We start from the raw sequence: 20,051 nt of genomic DNA, 5'->3' as shown, positions 1-20,051 counted from the left end.
GGAGTTTTCCGTTTCGACTGCGCCGGAAGTGGGGCGAATTATAGACTTCTAAAATTCGCCGTCAACCCTTATTTCAAACTTTATTCAGCTTTCAGCGTGATCCGTGCAAAAGCCTTCTTGCCCGCCTGGCAAACGTGGGTCGCGCCCAGCACATATATAAAGGAGCGATCAACCACCTCACCATCCACACGCACACCGCCAGAAGCCAACAGATCACGCGCCGCTGCCGAGTTCTTCACCAGGCCTGCCTTATTAAGCACGGCCGCTATTGGCATATCTTCAGCAGAGGCCAGCTCGATCTCCGGCAGATCATCCGGCAGTTCGCCATCCTTCATACGGTTACCGGCCGCGCGATGAGCATTGGCAGCAGCCTCTTCACCATGGAAACGCGCAACAATCTCTTCCGCCAACTTGATCTTGATGTCGCGCGGGTTAGCCCCCGCCTCCACATCTGCACGGAAGGCATTGATCTCATCCATCGAACGGAAGCTGAGCAGTTCAAAGTAACGCCACATCAGCGCATCCGGAATCGAAACCAGCTTGCCGTACATCACACCTGGCGCTTCCTGAATACCGACGTAATTGCCCAACGACTTGGACATCTTCTTCACGCCATCCAGACCCTCGAGCAACGGCATGGTCAGAATGCACTGAGCTTCCTGACCATAACCACGCTGCAGCTCTCGCCCCATCAGCAGGTTGAACTTCTGATCGGTACCGCCCAGCTCGACATCCGCGCGCAGAGCAACCGAGTCAAAACCCTGAACCAGCGGATAGAGGAACTCATGAATAGCGATCGGCTGATTGGTGGTGTAACGCTTGTCGAAGTCATCACGCTCAAGCATGCGAGCGACAGTGTATTGCGAAGTCAGACGAATAAAGTCCGCCGGCCCCATCTGATCCATCCAGGTGGAGTTGAATGCAACTTCGGTTTTCGCCGGATCAAGAATCTTGAACACTTGAGTCTTGTACGTTTCGGCGTTTTCCAGAACCTGCTCGCGAGTCAAAGGAGGACGAGTCGCACTCTTGCCGCTTGGATCACCGATCATTCCGGTGAAGTCACCAATAAGGAAGATCACCTGATGCCCCAATTCCTGGAACTGGCGCAGCTTATTAATAAGCACGGTGTGACCCAAGTGCAGATCCGGGGCGGTTGGATCGAAACCAGCCTTGATACGCAGCGGCTGGCCGCGCTTGAGCTTCTCGATCAGCTCGGACTCGACCAATAGTTCTTCCGCACCACGTTTAATCAGCGCTAGCTGCTCTTCAACCGACTTCATAACAGACCCGCAAGGCTCAGATTCAAAGGGAACCAACCATACAAGATCGTGCACCAATTACAAGTTTTGCCCGGCGCACGGACACCAATCTGCAGACAGGGTGTCTGTAGACTTGCTTCGGGGATGATTTGGTTATATTTTATACAGTTATTTCATCTTCATCATGTCATTCATCTTTTCCAATTCATCTTTTTTCAAAGTCAAAATTACTTATGACCACTGAACCGTCTAAAGCGCCACCGCTTTACCCGAAGACCCACCTGCTCGCCGCAAGTGGAATCGCCGCCCTTCTCAGCCTGGCGCTCCTGGTATTCCCTTCCAGTGATGTTGAAGCCAAAAAGACGACCCTGAGCCTTGAACTGGAAAGTCCTGCTGAACAACTGACACAAGATCAAGACGCTGCTGACGCCGCTCAAGCCACAAATGAGCCAGTAGCCTCACCTTTCGCCCAGATCGAAAACAGCACCGAAGACACTCCGCAAACCGCTGAAGCCGCACCTGCGCCCGCTCCGGTTGCCGAAAAACCAAAAGCTCCAGGACACCGCGAAGTCGTTGTCTCCAAAGGCGATACGCTCTCTACATTGTTCGAGAAAGTCGGTCTGCCAGCCGCTGCCGTGCATGAAGTCCTGGCGAGCGACAAACAAGCCAAACAATTCAGCCAGCTCAAGCACGGCCAGAAGCTCGAGTTCGAACTGAACCCGGAAGGCCAACTGACCAGCCTGCACAGCAAGGTCAGCGATGTCGAAACCATTACCCTGACCAAGAATGACAAGGGCTACGCATTCAACCGCATTACAGCCAAGCCGACCGTTCGCACGGCTTACGTGCACGGCGTGATCAATAGCTCCCTGTCACAATCCGCTGCCCGCGCAGGCCTGTCCCACAGTCTGACCATGGACATGGCCAGCGTATTTGGCTACGACGTCGACTTCGCTCAGGACATCCGTCAGGGCGACGAATTCGACGTGATCTACGAGCAGAAAGTGGTCAACGGCAAAGCCGTCGGTACTGGCCCGATTCTGTCGGCGCGCTTCACCAACCGCGGCAAGACCTACACCGCCGTGCGTTACACCAACAAACAAGGCAACAGCAGCTATTACACCGCCGATGGCAACAGCATGCGCAAGGCATTCATCCGCACACCGGTGGACTTCGCCCGCATCAGTTCCAAATTCTCCATGGGCCGCAAACACCCGATCCTCAACAAGATCCGCGCCCACAAAGGTGTCGATTACGCAGCCCCGCGCGGTACGCCGATCAAGGCGGCCGGTGACGGTAAAGTGCTGCTGGCCGGCCGCCGCGGTGGCTACGGCAACACGGTGATCATCCAGCACGGCAACACCTACCGCACGCTGTATGGCCACATGCAAGGCTTCGCCAAAGGCGTGAAAACCGGCGGCAGCGTCAAGCAGGGCCAAGTGATCGGTTACATTGGCACCACCGGCCTGTCCACTGGACCGCACTTGCACTATGAGTTCCAAGTCAACGGTGTTCACGTCGACCCGCTGGGCCAGAAGCTGCCGATGGCGGATCCGATCGCCAAGTCCGAACGCGCACGTTTCCTTGCGCAGAGCCAGCCGCTGATGGCGCGCATGGATCAAGAGAAGGCCACCATGCTGGCTTCGAGCAAGCGCTAAGCCATGGCTCTTTATATCGGCGTGATGTCCGGCACCAGTCTCGACGGGCTGGACATCGCCCTGATCGAGCAAACCTCGGCGATCAAACTGATCGCCACGCACTACATCCCCATGCCTGAATCCCTGCGCGCCGAGCTGCTTGGCTTGTGCGCCAGCGGCCCCGACGAGATTGCCCGCTCGGCGATCGCCCAACAGCACTGGGTAAAACTCGCCGCGCAGGGCATCCATACCCTCCTTGATCAGCAGCAACTCAAGCCTGACGCCATTCGTGCAATCGGCAGCCACGGCCAGACCATTCGCCATGAGCCCGCTCGCGGCTTCACCGTACAGGTCGGCAATCCTGCGCTTCTCACGGAGCTGACCGGTATCACCGTGGTCAGCGACTTCCGCAGCCGCGATGTGGCCGCCGGCGGCCAGGGCGCGCCGCTGGTGCCAGCCTTCCATGAAGCTTTGTTCGAAGAGCGTAGCGGTAACCGTGCAGTCTTGAATGTCGGCGGTTTCAGCAATCTGAGCCTGATAGAGCCAACGCGGCCTGTAGCCGGTTTCGACTGTGGCCCCGGAAATGTGCTGATGGATGCCTGGATTCATCAGCAACGCGGTGAGAATTATGATCGCAACGGTCAGTGGGCAGCCAGCGGTACGGTCGAGCCCGCCTTGCTGACAGCGCTGCTCAGCGACCCGTTCTTCGTGACCAAAGGCCCGAAGAGCACTGGCCGGGAAGTGTTCAACCTGCCGTGGCTGGAGCACCACCTCTCAAGTTTGCCGAGCTTCGCTGCTGAAAACGTTCAGGCAACGCTGCTCGAACTGACGGCACTGACCATCGTCGAGTCGCTGCAAAGCGCTCAAGCCGATACCCGGGAAATGCTGGTCTGCGGCGGCGGTGCTCACAACGCTACGCTGATGAAACGTCTTGCCGATCTGCTGCCTGACGCTACCGTCGCCAGCACCGCCACTCACGGCGTCGATCCGGACTGGGTCGAGGCCATGGCCTTCGCCTGGCTGGCCCATTGCTGCCTCGAAGGCATTGCCGCCAATCGCCCGAGCGTCACCGGCGCCAAAGGTCTGCGGGTACTCGGCGCCATCTACCCCAACTGAGCAAAACGCAGGCAACAAAAAACGCCGCAGAACCGTAAGGCTCTGCGGCGTTTTGTTGTGTGCAGCGAGGAGCGATCAGATCGAGAACGAAGAGCCGCAACCACAAGTAGTGGTGGCGTTCGGGTTCTTGATCACGAAGCGCGAACCTTCCAGACCTTCCTGGTAATCCACTTCGGCACCCGCCAGATACTGGAAGCTCATCGGATCCACCACCAGGCTCACGCCTTCGCGCTCGACGATGGTGTCGTCCTCGGCCACATCCTCATCGAAGGTGAAGCCGTACTGAAACCCTGAACAACCGCCGCCCGTAACGAATACGCGCAGCTTCAAGCGATCATTCCCCTCTTCATCGACCAGGCTCTTCACCTTGTGCGCAGCACCTTGAGTGAATTGCAAGGCCGTGGGGGTGAAGGATTCGACGCTCATGCTGACTATCTCCCGGCGTTACGCCGCCATAATGCGTGATGACGCGCATTATCCGCTTGTCCTAGAAAATCGGTCAACTATTGTTACGGTATATCAATAAACCCGACCAACTGCCCGGAATGCAAAAAGGCCCGTTTGACGGGCCTTTTTGCTGCACTGCCGAAACTGTTACGGCAGCATACCGGCGTGGGACAAACCGAAGCGCTCATCCAGGCCGAACAGGATGTTCATGTTCTGCACCGCCTGACCCGACGCGCCTTTGACCAGGTTGTCGATCACCGACAGGACCACCACCAGATCACCGTCCTGCGGGCGGTGAACAGCGATGCGGCAGACGTTGGCACCGCGCACGCTGCGGGTTTCCGGATGGCTGCCGGCCGGCATCACGTCGACGAACGGCTCATTGGCATAACGTTTTTCGAACAGTGCCTGCAGATCCACCGAACGATCGACCACGGTCGCGTAGAGCGTGGAGTGAATACCACGGATCATCGGCGTCAGGTGCGGAACGAAGGTCAGACCGACATCCTTGCCCGCAGCGCGACGCAGACCCTGGCGAATTTCCGGCAGATGACGGTGACCTTTGACCGCATAAGCCTTCATGCTTTCCGACGTCTCAGAGTACAGCGAGCCTACAGATGCGCCGCGACCGGCACCGCTGACACCGGATTTGCAGTCGGCGATCAGCCGCGAAGTGTCAGCCAGACCCGCTTCAAGCAGCGGCAGGAAACCCAACTGCGTAGCGGTTGGGTAGCAACCCGGCACAGCGATCAGACGCGCCTTCTTGATCTGCTCGCGATTGACTTCCGGCAGGCCGTAGACCGCCTCGTCCAGCAACTCGGGCGCGCCGTGTGGCTGGCCGTACCATTTCGCCCATTCTTCAGCGTCCTGCAGACGGAAGTCCGCGGACAGGTCGATGACCTTGGTGCCCGCAGCCAGCAGTTCACCGGCCAACGTATGAGCAACGCCGTGCGGTGTGGCGAAGAACACCACATCACACGCGCCCAGGGTTTTGATGTCCGGCACGCTGAACGCCAGACCGTCGTAGTGACCGCGCAGGTTCGGGTACATGTCAGCCACGGCCAGACCGGCCTCGGATCGGGAAGTGATCACCACCACTTCTGCCTGCGGATGCTGTGCCAACAGACGCAGCAGTTCGACACCGGTGTAACCCGTGCCGCCGACGATACCGACCTTGACCATAAACCTGCCCTCAACGAACCCACTGGAAAGCCGTCGATAATAGGGGCCGCGCGCCCCTGCGACAACCATCAAGGTGACGTGCGGACGCTCAAGCCTCTACTATCCCGGCTACCGTGAACCTGGGAATAACCAAAAATGCTCTATCTATGGATCAAAGCGTTTCACATCGTCAGCGTCGTCTGCTGGTTTGCCGGGCTGTTCTACTTGCCGCGGCTGTTCGTTTATCACGCGCAAAGTGAAGATACGATCAGCAAGGAACGCTTCAGCCTCATGGAGCGCAAGCTGTATCGCGGCATCATGGGTCCGGCGATGATCGCCACGCTGATCTTCGGCGGCTGGCTGATCTACCTCAATCCAGGCATCTTCAGTGTGGGCGGCTGGATTCACGCCAAGCTGACCCTGGTGGTTCTGCTGATCGGCTACCACCACATGTGCGGCGCGCAGGTAAAACGCTTCGCCCGTGGCGAAAACACCCGCAGCCATGTCTTTTATCGCTGGTTCAATGAAGTGCCGGTTCTGATATTGCTGGCTATCGTAATTCTGGTCGTGGTCAAGCCGTTCTAACTTCATAACAGCATCACACCTCGGGGGATTTCCAATGTCGCTGCCCGCTCTGCTCGAACAACGTCTGCGCTTGCCGGTAGTGGCGGCGCCGATGTTCCTGATCTCCAACCCGGAGCTGGTGCTCGCCTGCTGCCGTAACGGTGTGGTCGGCAGCTTCCCGGCGCTCAACCAGCGTGAAAGCAGCGGCTTCAAGGCCTGGCTGGAGCAGATTGAAGCGGGCCTGGCGACACTGGACAACCCGGCGCCGTATGCCGTGAATCTGATCGTGCACAACAGCAATCCGCGCTTGCAGGCGGATCTGAACATCTGCGTCGAGCACAAGGTGCCGATTGTCATCACCAGCCTCGGTGCGGTGAAGGAACTGGTCGATGCCGTGCACAGCTACGGCGGCCTGGTGTTCCACGACGTGACCACGCGCCGGCATGCCGAGAAAGCCGCCGAAGCCGGAGTCGACGGTTTGATTGCGGTTGCGGCGGGTGCCGGTGGCCATGCCGGCACCTGGAGCCCGTTTGCGCTGATCGCCGAGATCCGTGAATTCTTCGATAAAACCCTGCTGCTTGCAGGATGCCTGAACCACGGCCATGAGATTTTGGCTGCACAGCTGCTTGGTGCGGATCTGGCCTACTTCGGCACGCGATTTATCGGCACCACCGAAAGCCATGCGCCTGACGCCTACAAGGACATGCTGCTGACAGCCAAAGCGGCGGACATCATTCATACGCCTGCGGTCTCTGGCGTACCGGCGAGCTTCATGCGCCAAAGCCTGGAAGCTGCTGGTTTCGACATGGCCGCACTGCAGGGCAAGGGCGAAGTCAATTTTGGCGACAAGCTCAAACCGATCAACGACGAAGCCAAGGCCTGGAAAACCGTATGGTCGGCCGGCCAGGGCGTTGGCCAGATTGACGATCTGCCGAGCGTGGATCAGTTGATCGCCCGGCTCGACGCGGAATATCGTCAGGCGCTGGAGCATGCGGCGCAGTTGCCGAAGCGTTGGCCACGCTGAGAAAAATCAGGCCAGTCTTCGAGTGACTGGCCTTACACTTGCTGACCTTCAATTCATTCGCGACAAGGATGCCCCGGCCATGAGCGAACCTCGTTACAAGATCGTTTTCGACGGAGCTCTACAGCCCGGTGTCGATCTCACCACCGCCAAGCTCAACCTGGCGGCTCTGTTCAAAAGCGATGTCGCTGCCATCGAACGCCTGTTCAACGGCAGCACCGTCGCCCTCAAACGCGACCTGACCTACAGCGATGCGCAAACCTATCTGCAAGCACTGAACAAGACCGGGATCGATGCACGGATCGAAAGCGAAACGGCGATTGAACTGAGTCTGTCGGACGTGCATGAGCAACCGGCGACCTTCAACGAACCTGCATCACCCTATGCGCCCCCTCAGGCCAACGTCGGCGAAAACCTGCCGGCATTCGCGGTGCTCAAGCCCTTCAGCGTTGAGGGCCGGATCGGTCGCCTGCGCTTTCTGGCCTGGACCATGGTCCTGAGCCTGGTGACTCTGCCGATCGTGGCGATATTCGCGTTTATCGGGCTCGGACTGGTCAGTGGCGACTCCACCACCGGCCTGATCATCGGCGGGCTATTCGCGTTCTTCCTGTTCCTCGGTTTCATCATTGTCAGCATTCTGTTCAGCGTGCAGCGCCTGCACGACATCGGCTGGTCCGGCTGGCTCTGGCTACTGAATCTGGTGCCGTTCGTGGGCAGCTTCTTCCCGCTGGTGATCATGGTCGTGCCGGGCAACACCGGGGCCAACCGCTACGGCCCGCCGCCACCGCCCAACAGCACCGCGGTCAAAGTACTGTGCTCGTTGTGGATCGTGTTCTTCGCCCTGGTATTTGCCGGCGGCATGCTCGGCGGTATTTCGGCCATTCAGCAAGAATATGAAACCAACCTTGAGAGCAGCTATGAAAGCGGCTCGGTCACCACCGATGAAGTCGAGGTCGAAACTGAACCTGCGAATTCCGTGGACGATGCAGCCGAAGCGCCCCCGGCCCCTGTAGACTCTGCGAAAGAATGAACAACGCTCCCCGCCGTGACACCTGCGTCGCTGGCGCGGGGCTGTTGCGATGGAGAAATGCATGACCCGTTACGCTCTGATCACCGGCGCCTCCAGCGGCATCGGCCTGGCCATGGCCGAAGCGCTGGCCCGACGCGGCCGCAGCTTGATTCTGGTGGCTCGCCAGCGTGATCAGCTGGAAAGTATCGCGATCGAACTGACCCAGCGCTTTGGCGTGGAAGTGTTGTTCCGCGCCTGCGATCTGGGCGAGCCATTGCGTCTGTCCGGCTTCCTGCTGGAGCTGGAAGAAGGCGACCGGCAGATCGATCTGCTGGTCAATTGCGCCGGCATCGGTACCTGCGGCCCGTTCCTCGCCCAGGACTGGATGACCGAGCAGGACCTGATCGAAGTCAACATCCTCGCCCTCACCCGTCTGTGCCATGCCATCGGCAACAGCATGGCGCTGCAGGGCGGCGGGCAGATCCTCAACGTCGCCTCAGTGGCGGCGTTCAATCCCGGTCCGTGGATGAGCACTTACTACGCCAGCAAGGCTTACGTTCTGCACTTCTCCGAAGCGCTGCGGGTTGAACTGAAACAGAGCGCGGTCAAGGTTTCGGTGCTCTGCCCCGGCCCGACCCGCACCGCATTTTTCCGCACCGCGCAGCTCAACAGCGACAAACTCAAGGACAGCAAACTGCTGATGAGCCCCGAGGAAGTCGCGCTGTACACCGTGCGTGCGCTGGAGAAAAACCGCGCAATCATTATCCCGGGACGACGCAACCGCTGGCTGGCGTTCCTGCCGCGCCTCGGCTCGCGCTGGCTCAATCGCACCCTCGTCGGCATGGTCAACAAGGCTTACTGCCCGCGCTGAACGGTCCTACGGCAAATCACTGGGCGCGGTCATTTCCCATGAGTACACTCAGGCCAGCCCCCACAACGGAGAAAACAGCAGTGGATACTCTGTTCACCAAGATCATTAACCGGGAAATCCCGGCCAAGATCATTTACGAAGACGACCAGGTTCTGGCGTTCCACGACATCGCCCCTCAGGCACCGGTGCACTTTCTGGTGATCCCGAAGAAACCGGTGCGCACCCTCAACGACCTGACCGAAGACGACAAGGCACTGGCCGGACACATCCTGTTCACCGCCCAGCGTCTGGCGCTGGAACTGGGCTGCGAGGAAGGCTTCCGGGTGGTGATGAACTGCAATGAAAAAGGTGGGCAGACCGTCTATCACATTCATATGCATGTACTCGGTCAGCGCCAGATGAACTGGCCGCCGGGCTGATTCAGCGGAAACCCTGTGGGAGCGGGCTTGCTCGCGAAAGCGGATTGTCTGGCACTGATATTTTGAATGTGCCGACGTCTTCGCGAGCAAGCCCGCTCCCACAAAAAGCATGACTGCGTGGCAAATGACCCAGCGCAAACCTTCCCCGGCCGATTCAGTTAAACTGGCGGTCGAGATTTTTCCCGGAGGTCAGCATGACTACCCAACGTCACTACTCGCCGATTGACCGTCTTCTGCTGCAAGCCGATGCCGCGATGCGTACCCTGCTGCCCTTCAGTGGTCAGCCGTACCGTCCGTCGCCAGCGATTGTGCAGCCGGAAGCGCAGATGAGCGATGAAGACACTCGCCACGTCGCCGGCCTGATGCGCATCAACCACACTGGTGAAGTGTGCGCCCAAGCGCTGTACCAAGGTCAGGCGCTGACCGCCAAGTTGCCGCAGGTGCGTGCCGCCATGGAGCATGCCGCCGAAGAGGAAATCGACCATCTGGTGTGGTGCGAGCAGCGCATCCATCAACTGGGCAGTCACACCAGCGTACTCAATCCGCTGTTCTACGGGATGTCGTTCGGTATTGGCGCCGTGGCCGGCCTGATCAGCGACAAGGTCAGCCTCGGCTTCGTCGCAGCCACCGAACATCAAGTGTGCAAGCACCTGAACGAGCACCTGGAGCAATTGCCGGCAGAAGACGAGAAGTCCCGGGCAATCTTGCAGCAGATGCGCATTGATGAAGAACATCATGCGGAGAGCGCACTGGATGCGGGCGGTTTCCGTTTTCCGGCGCCGGTGAAGTTCGGGATGAGTCTGTTGGCGAAGGTGATGACCAAGAGCACTTATCGGATCTGAGATCTGTATTGCTGCAACAGGCCCCTTCGCGAGCAGGCTCGCTCCTTCAGGGGCATCCGGCGGACATTAAAAAAGGCGACCGAAGTCGCCTTTTTTGTGCCCGGGAATCTTACGCCGGCATGTTGCGCGCGTAGAAGATTTCCAGCATTTCGTGTTTCACACGCTCGGTCACCTGAGCACGCTGCTCGGAGGACAGGTTGCTGGTGGCGTCGCCGAACAGGTAGTTATCCAGCTCGAAGTTCTTCAGCAGCATTTTGGTGTGGAACAGGTTTTCCTGGTACACGTTCACGTCGGTCATCTGGTACGCGTCGCGAGTGTCTTCGGAAAGGTAGTTCTGGATCGAGTTGATCTCGTGGTCGATGAAGTGCTTGTTGCCTTCAACGTCACGGGTGAAACCGCGCACACGGTAATCCACAGTCACGATGTCCGAATCGAACTGGTGAATGAGGAAGTTGAGCGCTTTAAGCGGTGAAATGACACCACAGGTCGACACGTCGATGTCCACACGGAACGTCGCGATACCGGCGTCCGGATGGATTTCCGGATAGGTATGCACCGTGATGTGGCTCTTGTCGAGGTGGGCAAGAATGATTTCGGGCAATGGACCCGGGGACTCTTCGATCTGGCTGTCAGTCGGGGTCACCGGCTCTTCCGAGATCAGAATCGTGACGCTGGCACCCTGAGGCTCATAGTTCTGACTCGCGATGTTCAGAATGTTGGCACCAATGATTTCGACAACTTCCGTGAGAATCTGCGTCAGACGTTCGGCGTTGTACTCTTGATTGATGTACTCGACGTAAGCCTGCTGGTCTTGCGGGGTTTCCGCGTAGCAGATGTCATAGATGTTGAAGCTCAAGGTCTTTGTCAGGTTATTGAACCCGTGGAGCTTGAGTTTGCTTTTCACCGTTAAAAACTCTCTATGTATGCGGCACAGCCGCGTGATCAAGCATGCCCGTCAAGTGCGAACAACGCACCTGCGTAGGACGGTTAACACCTCTTCGCGATGGCGATTTTGGTTATCTGTTCAGGCGGATGACCCGTCGGCTGACCGATCACTGCCCTGAAAAAAGTGGCGCATTATGCAGACGTCAGCGAGGGATCGCCAGAGTCTGCACTGCTTTTATGATAGTTGAATGTCGGTTCAACCGAGTTCGACGATTTCATAATCATGAGTGATCGCCACGCCGGCCGCGCCGAGCATGATCGAGGCCGAGCAATACTTCTCGGCAGACAGTTCGATGGCGCGTTTGACCTGGGCTTCTTTCAGGCCCCGGCCCTTGACCACGAAGTGCATGTGGATCTTGGTGAACACCTTCGGGTCTTCGGTCGCGCGCTCGGCGTCGAGGAACGCTTCGCAGCTTTCGACCGCCTGACGCGACTTCTTCAGGATGCTGACCACGTCGAAGTTGCTGCAACCACCCACGCCCAGCAGGAGCATTTCCATCGGGCGAACACCCAGATTACGACCACCGGCGTCGGGCGGGCCGTCCATCACCACGACATGACCGCTACCGGATTCGCCGAGGAACATGGCTTCGCCAGCCCATTGGATGCGTGCCTTCATCGCCAAGACTCCACTGTAGAAAAAAGGGTCGCCAGCTTAGCACAGGCCTTTGCTCTGACAGCGCCCGGCGTTCCTGGGAAGGATGCCTAAGCTGCGTAGGTAATTTCTCGAATTTTCGACGAAGTGTCTGGTAAGCTGGCGCCAATTCGCTGGCGCCAATTGTCAGCCTGTGTAGCGACCGCCTTCAGCGCCTCATATAAAAATCAAACATCACCGTGCAGTCTTTTCGGGATACAACCATGGTTGCTATTACCCCCACACCCAAAATCAAAAACCTCGACAAGCTGTTGATGCATTGCCAGCGCCGTCGCCATGCGGCCAAAAGCAACATCATCTGCGCCGGCGATCGCTCGGACACGCTGTACTTCATCATCAAGGGCTCGGTGACGATCCTGATTGAAGATGACGACGGCCGCGAAATGATCATTGCCTACCTCAACGCCGGGGATTTCTTTGGCGAACTGGGTTTGTTTGAACAAGCGGGTCAGGAACAGCAGCGCAGCGCCTGGGTGCGGGCCAAGGTTGAATGTGAAATCGCCGAAATCAGCTATGTGAAGTTCCGTGAACTGTCACAGCAGGATCCCGACATTCTTTACGTCCTCAGCGGACAAATCGCACAACGTCTGCGCAATACCACGCGCAAGGTCGGCGATCTGGCGTTCTTCGACGTTACCGGTCGTGTTGCCCGTTGCCTGCTGGAGTTGTGCAAACAGCCTGACGCAATGACTCACCCGGACGGCATGCAGATCAAGGTGACCCGTCAGGAAATCGGCCGAATTGTCGGTTGTTCGCGGGAAATGGTCGGTCGCGTGCTCAAGGATCTTGAGGAACGCAACCTGGTCGATGTGAAAGGCAAGACCATGGTGGTCTTCGGCACTCGCTAAGCGCGCAAGCTCAGGCGCTGTAGACCTGCGCCAGCATCAGACGAAACAGCTCATCCAGACGCGCCAAAGCATTTGGCGCGACGAACTTCTCGTGCAGGGCAATGTGGCTTCCAGCCCGCACTCGCTGCTCCAGACCGCAAGCTTCATTGAAACGATTGACCGCCGCGACCATCGACTCGCGCTCGTTATCGATCAACATCGCCCCGTGCACCAACCCGACCGGACGCTGACCGCCCTGACTCTGGCGCCAGCGCTGGGCAGTGCCGACCATCTTGCGGCCGTCGAGGTTGACGTTGAAGCGGCCGTCACAGAACGCACCGTCGATTTCGCCCACCGACGATGTGCCGCCCAACTCATCCAGCAACTCACAGATTGGATCGCACAGACGCCGATAGCCAGTTTCGATGCGATTCAGATCGCCCTCGCTGCGGGGCGGGGCGTAGACCAGTGCGATGTTGATGGTTGAGGGAGACTGCGGGACCAGTTCACCGCCGGTTTCCCGCAGCAATACTGGCCAACCAGCAGCGGCGGAGACTTCGCAGGCGTGATCAAAACCGGGCAGACGATTGAGGCGGCGTGGCATGACCAAGGCGTTATCGCTGGGTTGCCAGAACAGCAGACCAAATTCGGCGTCGCCGGCGCAGACGGAAGCGAGCAAGTCTTGTTCGGCTTGCAGGCCGGCCTCGATGGTCAGGAAGGTGGGCAGCGACATGGAGGGCTCCGGCAGATCTGGAATCTTTAGGGATTTTGAGGGCCTCTTCGCGAGCAGGCTCGCTCCCACAGGGGAAATGCATTCCAATGTGGGAGCGAGCCTGCTCGCGAATGAGGTCGACTCGGTCAGTCGAGGGTCGAACCACTGACCGGTACGCCGCGTTCCGGGAAGAACAGGCGTTGCAGTTCGGTGCCCGGGCTTTCCGCGCGCATGAACGCTTCGCCCACCAGAAACGCATACACATCGCTGATTTCCATCAGCTCGACATCGGCGCGATTGAGGATGCCGCTCTCGGTAATCACCAGTCGGTCGCGCGGAATGCGCGGCAGCAGGTCGAGGGTGGTTTCCAGGCTGACGTCGAACGTGTGCAGGTTGCGGTTGTTGACCCCGACCAGTGGCGTGTCGAGGGTTTTCAGCGCGCGCTCCAGCTCATCGCCGTCGTGCACTTCCACCAGCACATCGAGACCGACACCTTTGGCTACCGACGCCAGCTCGGCCATTTTCACGTCGTCCAGTGCGGAGACGATCAACAGCACGCAGTCGGCGCCCAGCGCACGGGCTTCGACGATCTGGTACGGATCGATCATGAAGTCCTTGCGGATCACCGGCAATTTGCACGCAGCGCGGGCCTGTTGCAGGTAGATATCAGCGCCCTGGAAGTAGTCGATATCGGTCAGTACGGAAAGACAGGTCGCCCCGCCCTTCTCGTAGCTCTTGGCGATATCGGCAGGCACGAAGTTCTCGCGTATCACGCCTTTGCTCGGCGAAGCCTTCTTGATTTCGGCGATCACCGCCGGTTGCTTCTTCTTGGCCTGCGCCAGCAGTGCCTGGGCAAAACCACGGGGTGCATCGGCCGCCTTGGCCAGACTTTCCAGCTCGCTCAGGCTGACGCGAGCGCTGCGCTCGGCGACTTCCTGGACTTTGCGCGCCAGAATGTTTTCCAGAACCGTCGGTACACTCATCCCTCATTCTCCACTTTGAATACCGCGGTAAAGGCACCCAACTCCTCGAGTTTTTCCCGAGCGAGACCGGTGTGCAGGGCGTCGTGCGCGAGCGCCACGCCTTCTTTGAGACTGGTCGCCAGGTCGGCGGCATACAGCGCCGCACCGGCATTGAGCACGATCATTTCAGCAGCTTTCTGGCCACTTTCGGTTTTGCGTTTGCCCAACGCATCACGGATCAACGCCAGCGATGCTTCCGGACCTTCGACCGACAGACCGTGCAAACTCTGGCTCTTCATGCCGAGATCTTCCGGCTCGACCCAATATTCAGTGATCTCGTTGTTCTTCAGCTCAGCGACGAAGGTCGGCGCGGCAAGGCTGAACTCGTCCAGACCGTCCTTCGAATGCACCACCAACACATGTTTACTGCCCAGGCGCTGCAAGACTTCGGCCAATGGCCGGCACAACGCGGGCGTAAACACGCCCACCACCTGATGTTTCACACCGGCCGGATTCGTAAGCGGGCCGAGCATGTTGAACAGCGTACGCAAGCCAAGATCACGGCGTGGGCCGGCGGCGTACTTCATGGCTTTGTGGTGAGTCTGGGCAAACATGAAACCGATGCCGACGTTGTCGATGCAACGGGCAACCTGCACCGGGGTCAGGTTCAGGTAGATACCGGCGGCCTCCAGCAAATCCGCGCTGCCGCTCTTGCCCGACACCGCACGGTTGCCGTGCTTGGCCACGGTGCAACCGGCTGCCGCGACAACGAACGCCGAAGCCGTCGACACGTTGAAGATGTTCGCACCGTCACCGCCGGTACCGACCACGTCGACCACGCCGTCGAGGGTCTTGAGTTCGACCTGGTCGGCCAGCTCACGCATCACCGACACGGCGCCGACGATTTCGTCGATGCTCTCGCTCTTCATGCGCATGGCCATCATGAACGCGCCGATCTGTGCGTCGGTGCATTGGCCGGTCATGATTTCGCGCATCACGTCGCGCATTTCTTCGGTGCTGAGGTCGAGGTGTTCGACGATACGGCTCAGGGCTGTCTTGATATTCATGGGAGTCCTTAGCGCGTGCCGCCGGTTTGTTTGAGGAAGTTGGCAAACAATTCATGACCCTGCTCGGTCAGGATCGATTCAGGGTGGAACTGTACGCCCTCAATGTTCAGGGTCTTGTGCCGCAGGCCCATGATTTCGTCGACCGAGCCGTCGTCGTGCCGGGTCCATGCGGTCAGTTCCAGGCACTCGGGCAAAGTATCGTGCTTGACGATCAGCGAGTGGTAGCGGGTAACCGTCAGCGGATGATTCAGACCGGCGAAAACGCCCTTGTCCTCGTGGAATACCGGACTAGTCTTACCGTGCATCACCTGACGGGCGCGCACCACATCGCCACCGAACGCCTGGCCAATCGATTGATGGCCAAGGCAGACACCGAGGATTGGCAGTTTGCCGGCGAAGTACTTGATGGCTTCGATGGAGATGCCGGCTTCGGTCGGCGTGCAAGGACCTGGCGAGACCACGATGCGTTCGGGGTTGAGCGCTTCGATTTCGGCGACGGTCAGTTCGTCGTTGCGCACCACTTTGACCTCGGCACCCAGCTCGCCGAGGTATTGCACAACGTTGTAAGTAAAGGAGTCGTAGTTGTCGATCATCAGCAACATGGCGTTTCGAACCTCTTGAATTCTGACTTGAAGACAGCCTTCGAATGACTTGCCCGCAGGGCGCTGCACGATGTCGGACGCGCAAGAGGCGTCGGCACAGCGGCATTTCAAACGGGCAAGGAAGGCAAAGCGATACAGATCCGGCCGGGCCGGCAGAAAAGATTCAGGCGCGCCAACGCCAACGGGCGTGTGCCTTGATGACTTGATCCAGAAGTTTGCTGACGATCAACACGGGGAAGGTCTCGTTCATACGTTCCGGCACAGTAACTTAGCTGGGCGGAGCGTGCAATATGGCGGGGCTGACGGGGGACAAAACCAAGGGAGGCTTCGCGACCGATGGCAAAACGCCGGGAGTTTTTGGTACTGTCGTTTCGTTCACCTACAACAATAAATAAACGGACTTGCTCATGATCAAACAGACGTTGTTTGTACCGCTCGCCGGTTGCCTGCTCGCCATGGCTTGCGCCCAGGCCTACGCAGCACCCGCGCCCTACTCGAACTTCATCGTGTTCGGCGACAGCCTGAACGATGCCGGGACTTTCAAGGACACCGGCGGCCCGGCCGGCGCCACGCAACGCTACACCAACCGCACCGGCCCGTTGTACAAGGATGGCACCGGGGAAAACCGCGACCTCAACGCCACCCAGATCATCGGCGGCAAACTGGGTTTCAGCCCGGATCAGACCGCCTCCTCGTCCTCGGCCGTGCGTGCCGGCGAAGGTCTGGCCGATGGCAACAACTGGGCGGTGGGCGGTTACCGTACCGACCAGATTCTCGACTCGATCACCACCCAGTCCGCCACCGGTGAACGCACGCGCAGCGGTTATCTGCCGTCGAATGGCTTCCGCGCTGATCCGAACGCGCTGTATTACCTGTCCGGGGGCGGCAACGACTTCCTTCAGGGCCGCGTGCTCAGCCTCGATCAGGCCAGCTCGGCGGCTGACCGACTGGCCGACAGCGTGCGCACGCTGCAAGGTGCCGGCGCCAAATACATCATGGTCTGGCTCTTGCCAGACATCGGCCTGACACCGGCCATCAACGGCTCGCCGCTGCAGAGCTTCACCTCGCAGCTCAGCGCCCAGTTCAACACCGAACTGGTCAGCCAGTTGCAGGGCATCAACGCCGAAATCATTCCGCTGAACATTCCGGTGTTGCTCAAAGAAGCGTTCGCCAATCCGGCGCAATTCGGCCTCGCGACCGACCAGAACCTGACGGCCACCTGCTTCAGTGGCAACAGTTGCACCGAGAACGCCCGATACGGCATCAATAGCGCCACACCGGATCCGACCAAGCTGATCTACAACGATTCGGTCCACCCCACCGAAGCTGGCCAGCGCCTGATTGCCGACTACGCCTACTCGCTGCTGGCCGCCCCGTGGGAACTGACCCTGCTGCCGGAAATGGCCCAGGGTTCGTTGCGCGCGCATCAGGATGAACTGCGCAATCAATGGCTGGCCGACTGGGAAAACTGGCAGGCCGTGGGCCAATGGCGGGCGATTGTCGCCGGTGGCGGACAGCATCAGGACTTCGACGGCCAGCACCGCGCCGCCAGTGCCGACGGCAACGGCTACAACCTGAACATCGGCGGCAGCTATCGCGTCAACGACGCCTGGCGTGTCGGATTGGCAGCCGGTTTCTATAACCAGAAACTCGAGGCCGGCGACGCCGATTCGGACTACAAGCTCAATTCCTACATGGGCACCGCGTTCGCCCAGTATCAGCAAAACCGCTGGTGGGGCGATCTGGCTATGACCGCGGGCAAACTCGACTACGACAGCCTCAAGCGTAAATTCCAGCTCGGGGTCAACGAGCGCGGGGAGAAAGGCGATACCGACGGTTACGTGCTGGCGATCAGTGGCCGTATCGGTTACGACATCGCGCAGCAGGCCAGCAGCCCGTGGCACCTGTCGCCGTTCGTCAGCGCCGACTTTGGCAAGGTCGAGGTCGACGGTTACTCGGAAAAAGGTGCGGACTCAACGGCGCTGACCTTCGATGACCAGTCGCGCAACTCGCGGCGTCTGGGCCTGGGTATTCAGGGCAAGTACCAGATCACGGCGCAGACCGAAGTGTTCGGCGAGTTCGCTCACGAACGTGAGTACAACGACGATCGCCAGGATCTGACCATCAACCTCAACAGCTTGCCGAACAACCGCTTCACGCTCGAAGGCTACGAGCCGCAGACCAACCTTAATCGCCTGAACCTGGGCGTGAGCCATAAGCTCACGCAGGATTTGGCGTTGCGCGCCAGCTACAACGTGCGCAAGGATGATGACTTTACCCAGCAAGGGGTGAACGTCGGGGTCAGCCTCGACTTCTGAGGCGGAAAAGCAAAAGATCGCAGGCTGCGCCAGCTCCTACAGGGGTAGCGCAGACATAAAAAGACGCGGCGCCCTCACAGGCGCCGCGTTTTTTGGCTGAACATAAAATCCCTGTGGATCAGGCGTCCGGAGTCTGCTCGGCCAGGGCCACGGCACGGAACATCGCGCGGCGCTTGTTCAGGGTTTCTTCCCATTCCAGCGCCGGCACCGAGTCGGCAACAATACCGCCACCGGCCTGCACGTGCAGTTCGCCGTTCTTGATCACCGCGGTACGAATCGCAATCGCGGTGTCCATATTGCCGTTCCAGGCAAAGTAACCGACCGCACCGCCATACACGCCACGCTTGACTGGCTCCAGTTCGTCGATGATTTCCATCGCACGGATCTTCGGTGCGCCGGACAAGGTGCCCGCCGGCAGAATCGCCCGCAGCGCGTCCATCGCGGTCAGCCCGGCCTTCAACTGGCCGGTGACGTTGGAGACGATGTGCATCACGTTGGAATAACGCTCGATGACCATTTTCTCGGTGAGCTTCACCGAACCGATTTCCGAAACACGGCCCGTGTCGTTACGACCCAGGTCAATCAGCATCAAGTGCTCGGCGATCTCTTTGTCATCCGACAGCAGGTCTTCTTCCAGCGCCAGATCCGCCTCTTCGGTGGCGCCACGCGGGCGAGTGCCGGCAATCGGGCGCACGGTGATCAGGTTGTCTTCGACCCGCACCAGCACTTCCGGCGAACTGCCGACGACGTGGAAGTCGCCGAAGTTGAAGAAGTACATGTACGGCGTTGGGTTGAAGCAACGCAGGGCGCGGTACAGATCGATCGGCGCGGCCTTGAAGTCGATCGACATGCGCTGCGACGGCACCACTTGCATGCAGTCACCGGCAAGGATGTATTCCTTGATGGTGTCGACGGCTTTTTCGTAATCGTCCTGAGTAAAACTGGAGCGGAATACCGGGTCAGCCGCTTGTTGCTTGCTGAAATCCAGGCCACGGCGCGGGGTGATCGGCTGGCGCAGTTTCTCCAGCAGTTCCTGCAATTGCGCCTGGCCTTGCTCGTAAGCATCGGCTTGCGCCGGGTCAGCGAGGACAATCGCGTGCATCTTGCCGGCGAGGTTGTCGAACACCACCACTGCATCGGAAACCATCAGCAGAATGTCCGGCACGCCCAGTGGGTCCGGGTTCGGGCATTTGCCCAGACGCTTCTCGACATAGCGCACGCAGTCATAACCGAAATAACCGACCAGGCCACCGTTGAAACGCGGCAGACCGGCAATGGTCGGCACGTTGTAGCGGGCCTTGAAGGTTTCGACGAAAGCCAGCGGGTCTTCGACGTCATGGCTTTCGGTCTCGACGCCATCGACGGTGATGCTCACGTGATGGTCGTGCACCCGCAGCACGGTGCGGCACGGCAGGCCGATGATCGAGTAACGGCCCCATTTCTCACCACCCTGCACCGATTCGAGCAGGTAGGAGTTGGGCTGGTCGGCCAGTTTCAGGTAGATCGACAGCGGGGTGTCGAAGTCGGCCAGGGTTTCGCAGGCCAACGGAATGCGGTTGTAGCCGTCAGCGGCCAGGCGCAGGAATTCTTCGCGGATCATGGGGTGCCTCGTGGTGT

Annotated in this window: 20 protein-coding genes; 10 read left to right on the top strand and 10 right to left on the bottom strand. The window is 59.3% G+C overall.

Annotated features, from left to right (window positions below):
• Positions 1-80 precede the first annotated feature (80 nt).
• Positions 81-1,280 carry a tyrosine--tRNA ligase gene (tyrS, locus tag ACM6HV_RS10545; protein ID WP_414904144.1) on the bottom strand — a complete coding sequence of 400 codons (1,200 nt, stop codon included), beginning with the start codon at positions 1,278-1,280 and terminating at the stop codon, positions 81-83.
• Positions 1,281-1,492: 212 nt separating this feature from the next.
• Between tyrS and ACM6HV_RS10540 the strand changes: the two genes are divergently transcribed.
• Both ACM6HV_RS10540 and ACM6HV_RS10535 read left to right on the top strand, forming a co-directional pair.
• Complete coding sequence (locus tag ACM6HV_RS10540; protein WP_414904143.1) at positions 1,493-2,917, top strand: peptidoglycan DD-metalloendopeptidase family protein; 1,425 nt, start codon at positions 1,493-1,495, stop codon at positions 2,915-2,917.
• A 3-nt stretch (positions 2,918-2,920) separates the two neighbouring features.
• The gene (locus ACM6HV_RS10535) at positions 2,921-4,012 is read left to right on the top strand and encodes an anhydro-N-acetylmuramic acid kinase (protein ID WP_414904142.1); all 1,092 of its coding nucleotides are present in this window, start codon (positions 2,921-2,923) and stop codon (positions 4,010-4,012) included.
• Positions 4,013-4,087: 75 nt separating this feature from the next.
• Here the strand turns inward: ACM6HV_RS10535 and erpA are convergent, their stop codons facing one another.
• Entirely contained in the window at positions 4,088-4,438 is a 351-nt protein-coding gene (gene erpA / locus ACM6HV_RS10530) for an iron-sulfur cluster insertion protein ErpA (protein WP_003228776.1), read from the bottom strand.
• Positions 4,439-4,606: 168 nt separating this feature from the next.
• Complete coding sequence (gene argC / locus ACM6HV_RS10525) at positions 4,607-5,641, bottom strand: N-acetyl-gamma-glutamyl-phosphate reductase (protein ID WP_414904141.1); 1,035 nt, start codon at positions 5,639-5,641, stop codon at positions 4,607-4,609.
• Between the two features lie 135 nt (positions 5,642-5,776).
• Between argC and hemJ the strand changes: the two genes are divergently transcribed.
• The 6 genes from hemJ (at position 5,777) to coq7 (ending at position 10,346) form a co-directional block, all read left to right on the top strand.
• Positions 5,777-6,205: a protoporphyrinogen oxidase HemJ gene (hemJ, locus tag ACM6HV_RS10520; RefSeq protein ID WP_414904140.1), complete on the top strand. Its 429-nt coding sequence runs from the start codon at positions 5,777-5,779 to the stop codon at positions 6,203-6,205.
• A gap of 34 nt (positions 6,206-6,239) precedes the next feature.
• A complete protein-coding gene (locus ACM6HV_RS10515) occupies positions 6,240-7,208 on the top strand; it encodes an NAD(P)H-dependent flavin oxidoreductase (protein ID WP_108183970.1) in 969 nt (322 codons plus the stop codon).
• A 79-nt stretch (positions 7,209-7,287) separates the two neighbouring features.
• Positions 7,288-8,235, top strand: a complete 948-nt coding sequence (locus ACM6HV_RS10510) for a DUF805 domain-containing protein (RefSeq protein WP_145593486.1) — start codon at positions 7,288-7,290, stop codon at positions 8,233-8,235.
• A gap of 61 nt (positions 8,236-8,296) precedes the next feature.
• Positions 8,297-9,085: an SDR family NAD(P)-dependent oxidoreductase gene (locus ACM6HV_RS10505; protein ID WP_041070136.1), complete on the top strand. Its 789-nt coding sequence runs from the start codon at positions 8,297-8,299 to the stop codon at positions 9,083-9,085.
• An 80-nt stretch (positions 9,086-9,165) separates the two neighbouring features.
• The gene (locus ACM6HV_RS10500; protein ID WP_003228789.1) at positions 9,166-9,504 is read left to right on the top strand and encodes a histidine triad nucleotide-binding protein; all 339 of its coding nucleotides are present in this window, start codon (positions 9,166-9,168) and stop codon (positions 9,502-9,504) included.
• Positions 9,505-9,698: 194 nt separating this feature from the next.
• Positions 9,699-10,346 carry a 2-polyprenyl-3-methyl-6-methoxy-1,4-benzoquinone monooxygenase gene (gene coq7, locus ACM6HV_RS10495; protein WP_064589477.1) on the top strand — a complete coding sequence of 216 codons (648 nt, stop codon included), beginning with the start codon at positions 9,699-9,701 and terminating at the stop codon, positions 10,344-10,346.
• A 109-nt stretch (positions 10,347-10,455) separates the two neighbouring features.
• Here the strand turns inward: coq7 and speD are convergent, their stop codons facing one another.
• Positions 10,456-11,250, bottom strand: a complete 795-nt coding sequence (gene speD / locus ACM6HV_RS10490; protein ID WP_027610737.1) for an adenosylmethionine decarboxylase — start codon at positions 11,248-11,250, stop codon at positions 10,456-10,458.
• Between the two features lie 237 nt (positions 11,251-11,487).
• Positions 11,488-11,910: an OsmC family protein gene (locus ACM6HV_RS10485; protein WP_016772921.1), complete on the bottom strand. Its 423-nt coding sequence runs from the start codon at positions 11,908-11,910 to the stop codon at positions 11,488-11,490.
• A 239-nt stretch (positions 11,911-12,149) separates the two neighbouring features.
• Here ACM6HV_RS10485 and crp point away from each other — a divergent pair, with 239 nt between their 5' ends.
• Positions 12,150-12,794 carry a cAMP-activated global transcriptional regulator CRP gene (crp, locus tag ACM6HV_RS10480; RefSeq protein WP_007966430.1) on the top strand — a complete coding sequence of 215 codons (645 nt, stop codon included), beginning with the start codon at positions 12,150-12,152 and terminating at the stop codon, positions 12,792-12,794.
• A 10-nt stretch (positions 12,795-12,804) separates the two neighbouring features.
• On the opposite strand, the gene ACM6HV_RS10475 is transcribed toward crp, so the two are convergent.
• The 4 genes from ACM6HV_RS10475 to ACM6HV_RS10460 all read right to left on the bottom strand — a co-directional run bounded on the left by ACM6HV_RS10475 (position 12,805) and on the right by ACM6HV_RS10460 (position 16,116).
• Positions 12,805-13,506 (bottom strand): biotin/lipoate A/B protein ligase family protein, encoded by a 702-nt coding sequence (locus ACM6HV_RS10475; RefSeq protein WP_414904138.1) that lies wholly within the window; start codon positions 13,504-13,506, stop codon positions 12,805-12,807.
• Between the two features lie 125 nt (positions 13,507-13,631).
• Positions 13,632-14,468 carry an indole-3-glycerol phosphate synthase TrpC gene (gene trpC / locus ACM6HV_RS10470; protein WP_041070123.1) on the bottom strand — a complete coding sequence of 279 codons (837 nt, stop codon included), beginning with the start codon at positions 14,466-14,468 and terminating at the stop codon, positions 13,632-13,634.
• Complete coding sequence (trpD, locus tag ACM6HV_RS10465) at positions 14,465-15,514, bottom strand: anthranilate phosphoribosyltransferase (RefSeq protein ID WP_047296957.1); 1,050 nt, start codon at positions 15,512-15,514, stop codon at positions 14,465-14,467. Before trpD ends, trpC begins: the two co-directional genes overlap by 4 nt.
• Positions 15,515-15,522: 8 nt before the next feature.
• A complete protein-coding gene (locus tag ACM6HV_RS10460; protein ID WP_198758988.1) occupies positions 15,523-16,116 on the bottom strand; it encodes an aminodeoxychorismate/anthranilate synthase component II in 594 nt (197 codons plus the stop codon).
• Positions 16,117-16,523: 407 nt separating this feature from the next.
• On the opposite strand from ACM6HV_RS10460, the gene estP reads away from it, so the two are divergent.
• Complete coding sequence (gene estP / locus ACM6HV_RS10455) at positions 16,524-18,434, top strand: esterase EstP (protein ID WP_414904137.1); 1,911 nt, start codon at positions 16,524-16,526, stop codon at positions 18,432-18,434.
• A 118-nt stretch (positions 18,435-18,552) separates the two neighbouring features.
• Here the strand turns inward: estP and trpE are convergent, their stop codons facing one another.
• Positions 18,553-20,034: an anthranilate synthase component I gene (gene trpE / locus ACM6HV_RS10450; protein WP_414904136.1), complete on the bottom strand. Its 1,482-nt coding sequence runs from the start codon at positions 20,032-20,034 to the stop codon at positions 18,553-18,555.
• Between the last annotated feature and the right edge of the window lie 17 nt (positions 20,035-20,051).

This window comes from Pseudomonas sp. IT-P260, from assembly GCF_949768395.1.
In the GTDB taxonomy this organism is placed as follows: domain Bacteria; phylum Pseudomonadota; class Gammaproteobacteria; order Pseudomonadales; family Pseudomonadaceae; genus Aquipseudomonas; species Aquipseudomonas parakoreensis.
This window is presented reverse-complemented; position numbering and strand designations above follow the sequence as displayed.

What these genes read in the sequence shown, in the direction of transcription:
- tyrS (WP_414904144.1), bottom strand. Translation starts at nt 1,280, where the DNA reads ATGAAGTCGGTTGAAGAGCAGCTAGCGCTGATTAAACGTGGTGCGGAA.
- ACM6HV_RS10540 (WP_414904143.1), top strand. Translation starts at nt 1,493, where the DNA reads ATGACCACTGAACCGTCTAAAGCGCCACCGCTTTACCCGAAGACCCAC.
- ACM6HV_RS10535 (WP_414904142.1), top strand. Translation starts at nt 2,921, where the DNA reads ATGGCTCTTTATATCGGCGTGATGTCCGGCACCAGTCTCGACGGGCTG.
- erpA (WP_003228776.1), bottom strand. Translation starts at nt 4,438, where the DNA reads ATGAGCGTCGAATCCTTCACCCCCACGGCCTTGCAATTCACTCAAGGT.
- argC (WP_414904141.1), bottom strand. Translation starts at nt 5,641, where the DNA reads ATGGTCAAGGTCGGTATCGTCGGCGGCACGGGTTACACCGGTGTCGAA.
- hemJ (WP_414904140.1), top strand. Translation starts at nt 5,777, where the DNA reads ATGCTCTATCTATGGATCAAAGCGTTTCACATCGTCAGCGTCGTCTGC.
- ACM6HV_RS10515 (WP_108183970.1), top strand. Translation starts at nt 6,240, where the DNA reads ATGTCGCTGCCCGCTCTGCTCGAACAACGTCTGCGCTTGCCGGTAGTG.
- ACM6HV_RS10510 (WP_145593486.1), top strand. Translation starts at nt 7,288, where the DNA reads ATGAGCGAACCTCGTTACAAGATCGTTTTCGACGGAGCTCTACAGCCC.
- ACM6HV_RS10505 (WP_041070136.1), top strand. Translation starts at nt 8,297, where the DNA reads ATGACCCGTTACGCTCTGATCACCGGCGCCTCCAGCGGCATCGGCCTG.
- coq7 (WP_064589477.1), top strand. Translation starts at nt 9,699, where the DNA reads ATGACTACCCAACGTCACTACTCGCCGATTGACCGTCTTCTGCTGCAA.
- ACM6HV_RS10485 (WP_016772921.1), bottom strand. Translation starts at nt 11,910, where the DNA reads ATGAAGGCACGCATCCAATGGGCTGGCGAAGCCATGTTCCTCGGCGAA.
- crp (WP_007966430.1), top strand. Translation starts at nt 12,150, where the DNA reads ATGGTTGCTATTACCCCCACACCCAAAATCAAAAACCTCGACAAGCTG.
- ACM6HV_RS10475 (WP_414904138.1), bottom strand. Translation starts at nt 13,506, where the DNA reads ATGTCGCTGCCCACCTTCCTGACCATCGAGGCCGGCCTGCAAGCCGAA.
- trpC (WP_041070123.1), bottom strand. Translation starts at nt 14,468, where the DNA reads ATGAGTGTACCGACGGTTCTGGAAAACATTCTGGCGCGCAAAGTCCAG.
- trpD (WP_047296957.1), bottom strand. Translation starts at nt 15,514, where the DNA reads ATGAATATCAAGACAGCCCTGAGCCGTATCGTCGAACACCTCGACCTC.
- ACM6HV_RS10460 (WP_198758988.1), bottom strand. Translation starts at nt 16,116, where the DNA reads ATGTTGCTGATGATCGACAACTACGACTCCTTTACTTACAACGTTGTG.
- estP (WP_414904137.1), top strand. Translation starts at nt 16,524, where the DNA reads ATGATCAAACAGACGTTGTTTGTACCGCTCGCCGGTTGCCTGCTCGCC.
- trpE (WP_414904136.1), bottom strand. Translation starts at nt 20,034, where the DNA reads ATGATCCGCGAAGAATTCCTGCGCCTGGCCGCTGACGGCTACAACCGC.